The sequence below is a fragment of the Shewanella colwelliana genome (assembly GCF_001735525.1).
Taxonomy (GTDB): Bacteria; Pseudomonadota; Gammaproteobacteria; order Enterobacterales; family Shewanellaceae; genus Shewanella; species Shewanella colwelliana.
Genome location: NZ_MCBT01000032.1, coordinates 1 through 3,481, shown reverse-complemented (window position 1 = coordinate 3,481; position 3,481 = coordinate 1). Strand labels below are relative to the sequence as shown.

The following is a 3,481-nucleotide window of genomic DNA, read 5'->3' as shown; positions in this document are numbered from 1 at the left end:
TTGGTGGCCTTGGAATGAAGGTTTGGCATTTTTTGGATTAGCCTTAGTTGCGTTTGGCCGCATCTAATTTGTTAAGTGTTGTTTGAAGGCCATACCTTCAATGGGAGTTAATTGCCTGCGGCAGGCTCATGTGCAGATACTTCTGCTCCACGCCGTGAATCCATCCGTGGAGGCTCGACGATGGCATCTGACGTGAATGGATTCACAAATGCCGCGATGACATGGATGTCAGAGAGCGGCCATGCCATCAACGTCCGCAGCTGCATCTACACTGGGTTATTGACTCTCTTCGATTTAACTTCATTTGGGACTAATAACGCATTAAAAGCTAACGTGCTTTTGCCCCAAAATGAGTTAACACGTTGTCGGTGGATCAGTACCTAACGGGCTTTCTGGCCTAGACATTTTCATCGCTACACCAGCGAGATGTAATTCATTACTTCCCAACCAAAAACTGGATAACTATACAGTCATATTCAAATCATCAGGATTTTGAACGATTTTCATCCTGTATTCGTGCGCGTTTTCTCATGTTGATTTTAATAAATGGCATTATAATTAATCACTTATACTATTTGTTAAGTAGATAATAGGTTTGGAAAACGCGCATGCGCGTTTTTCCAGATGGTATATTTAGCAAAATGCTGATAAGTTCATTACATACAGATAGTTAACTGTGCGCGTTTTCACTGGTCCAACGAGGTAAACGCGCATGCGCACTAATAAAACGTTCAAGCGATTTATGTCTTGCAGACAGCGCAATGCATAAATACTAAGACGTTAAGTGTCACAAACATCAGGTTTTTGTAAATGAACGAAGAGTTTAATGGTGAAGAATTACCGTCGGAATTCAGGTTGTCTAAATCTAAGATAATGTATATAGAGGATAAGTCGGGTGGCTTGGAGGGTTTAGCTAGAATAGGAAGGGTGTACCTCTCAAAAACTGGTAAAACGCTTTACTATCAAGGAAGAAAATTTCAAAGCCTAAAAGGTAGTGGCTATAAGGCAAACTATTATGAGGTCGATTCCGGTGACCACTATTGGATATCTGGTCCACGAAAAGACCAAAGTGATAGATTGTACGGTGGTAATCGTGGTGTCGAAATAGATGAAGACATAAAAAACGAATATTTACGTAGCATCAACACTTAACAAAAAGCTGCACCTGACATTTTTTGCTACGCTCAATTGTGTATGTCGCTGCGCTCCATTTTACACAATTGCTCTCCGCAAAAACTGCAGGTGAGCTTGGCGTTAGATTACTAATTATCAGGGTATGCGTATCGCATGGATGAAAAACTAAAAGATATATTTTCAAATATAAATGATTGGCTTAAATACGCAGAAGCAAAGTCAGCAACATTGATTGCTGGCAATGGAGCAATAATTTTTGGATTCAGTCGACTCGGCTTAAATGAAAATATTAATTGCTATCTTGGATATTATTTATTTTTTTGTGGTTTTCTAAGCTTAATATCTCTCTCAATCTGTCTGTTATCTATTATACCAGCACTGAATATGCCTTGGGACTCTAAGCCTTCAGGTACTAATGATAGTGATAATATTTTATTTTTTAGAGACATTGCTAAATATACACCTTTGTCGTATTTAAATAAATTGGCTGTCAAAATTGGACAGGAACACGTTGATGTTACAGGCTTCCAAAAGGATTTAGCATTTCAAATTATATCCAACTCAACTATAGCGAATAAAAAATATACTTATTTTAATATTGCAATTTGGTTCACTTTATCAGCTATAGTGTCACCAGTTATTACGATTATTTTTTACATTTCGAGGTCTAAAAATTAAATGAAAGATGGGATTGATACTAAAGTAGCCGAGATTATAGACAATGCTTTTGATGTTACAGATATAACATATGTTCCAGATATTAATGACTCTAAATTAACCTTTGGCAACAAAGGCTTAAAATTAACCGCTACAACTTTATATATTGATATGCGCGGTTCTACTGCTGTTCTTAACAATCACAACAAAACTTCTGTAGCAAAATTACATAAAGCATATTTTCATACCATCGTCACAATTGCTAAAAGTCTCGGTGGTGAGGTGAGGAGCTTTAATGGTGACGGTATGCTTGTTCTGTTTCAGGGGACAACAAAAAAGAAACTTAGTAATGCGGTTTCAGCTGCGATGAAAATGAAATGGATGTTAACGTCATCAGATTCAAAAGTGAAAAAGAAAATGGAAAAGTATTCAAGTGTCAATTTTGGCATTGGTATACATTATGGAGATATTATTTGTACCAAGGTAGGTATTACAGGTGAAAATAATAGAGACCTTGTTTGGATTGGTAACGCTGTTAATAAATCTGTCAAAATAGGAGACAAAATTCATAACGATATCGGGATTTCATCTTATGTATATAGTAATTTAGAAGATAGAGTTAAGTATGTTACTGAAAAAGATTGGTATGGTAATGATGTAAAGAAAGATATTTGGAAAACAGCTACAATCGAGTACAACGGCTCAGACGAAACATACTATTTCACTACGTATCACCTTGAAGTAACGTAATCTAACAAATAAGGATAGGCTGCGCGTAGCCGCGTCCTTATCCCGAGTGTTGAACAAGCCCGGGTTTGTAGGAAGTGATACCTTTATATAGTAAATAGCGGCGTGAGAGCTCACGCTGGTTTAGGTCGGGGAGCTTAATTTACACTTTTGGCTAGCCATAGCTATCCCTTAGCACTGACAGCCAATAAGTAAGCCTATAGTTTCAAAAGCTTAATCACCTCCTGCGTTTCACTTCTAGAGTTCTAAAATTTCAAAATCCTGTTATCTTACCGCTTAAACAGTGGCGTTAGATTGCTAAGTGCTCTGGCTATGAAAGCTTGTCAGTCGCCCCTGCTTTTTTCCATGTACGCCCATAAATGTCATCGGCTGCTGGCAGCAAGGACAAGGCCGTATTGCCGCAATGCGTTTTGCCTCTTCGACTAGGGGACTTCCTACTACTTGAGGCAGCGCCCCTGCGACAACGAGCATCAACTGTATTTGTTGCCTCAGTTTGCAGAAGTTCCCGCTAAGTAATCCATAATCTCGTACTCGGCGTAACCCTTTAGGCAAAACATGCTGCAGCACTAACCACAGGAACTCTATCGCGGGTAAGGTACGCACTTTATTGGTCTGAGTTTGGCTGTCCAGATACTCAAAGCTGACGTGCCCATCGATATTACTGATGATATTTTTATCAGGCAATACACCGCGATAGAGGTATCTTGATAAGTACTTCAGTGCAGGTAAGCCTTTGCCAACATGCTGGCAATCTACCACCCACTTCTTTGGTGTTGCTGCTGGCAGTGTGATATCTCGCTTATTTGTCAGGTATTCCAGCAACCTTGCTCGCCACACTGTGGCGAGATTAAAAGCGTTGAACAGATATTTACCTCTGCTTTTTTGCCACTGCTTTTTGTCTTTGTTGAAGCTTCCAGCGGGAATGATGAAGTGAAGATGCGGA

General features: G+C 39.2%; 4 protein-coding genes. 3 read left to right on the top strand and 1 reads right to left on the bottom strand.

Annotated elements, in window-relative coordinates; all coding sequences use genetic code 11:
• Nucleotides 1-810 precede the first annotated feature (810 nt).
• From BEL05_RS10605 to BEL05_RS10595, 3 genes are all read left to right on the top strand, one after another.
• Entirely contained in the window at nucleotides 811-1,152 is a 342-nt protein-coding gene (locus tag BEL05_RS10605; protein ID WP_069671141.1) for a 1-deoxy-D-xylulose-5-phosphate synthase, read from the top strand.
• Between the two features lie 135 nt (nucleotides 1,153-1,287).
• A complete protein-coding gene (locus tag BEL05_RS10600; protein WP_069671140.1) occupies nucleotides 1,288-1,812 on the top strand; it encodes a Pycsar system effector family protein in 525 nt (174 codons plus the stop codon).
• Nucleotides 1,813-2,541 carry an adenylate/guanylate cyclase domain-containing protein gene (locus tag BEL05_RS10595; protein ID WP_069671139.1) on the top strand — a complete coding sequence of 243 codons (729 nt, stop codon included), beginning with the start codon at nucleotides 1,813-1,815 and terminating at the stop codon, nucleotides 2,539-2,541.
• 294 nt (nucleotides 2,542-2,835) lie between these two features.
• Here BEL05_RS10595 and BEL05_RS10590 read toward each other — a convergent pair.
• On the bottom strand, nucleotides 2,836-3,481 hold a 646-nt coding region (locus BEL05_RS10590; protein ID WP_069671138.1), incomplete at its 5' end, for an IS91 family transposase.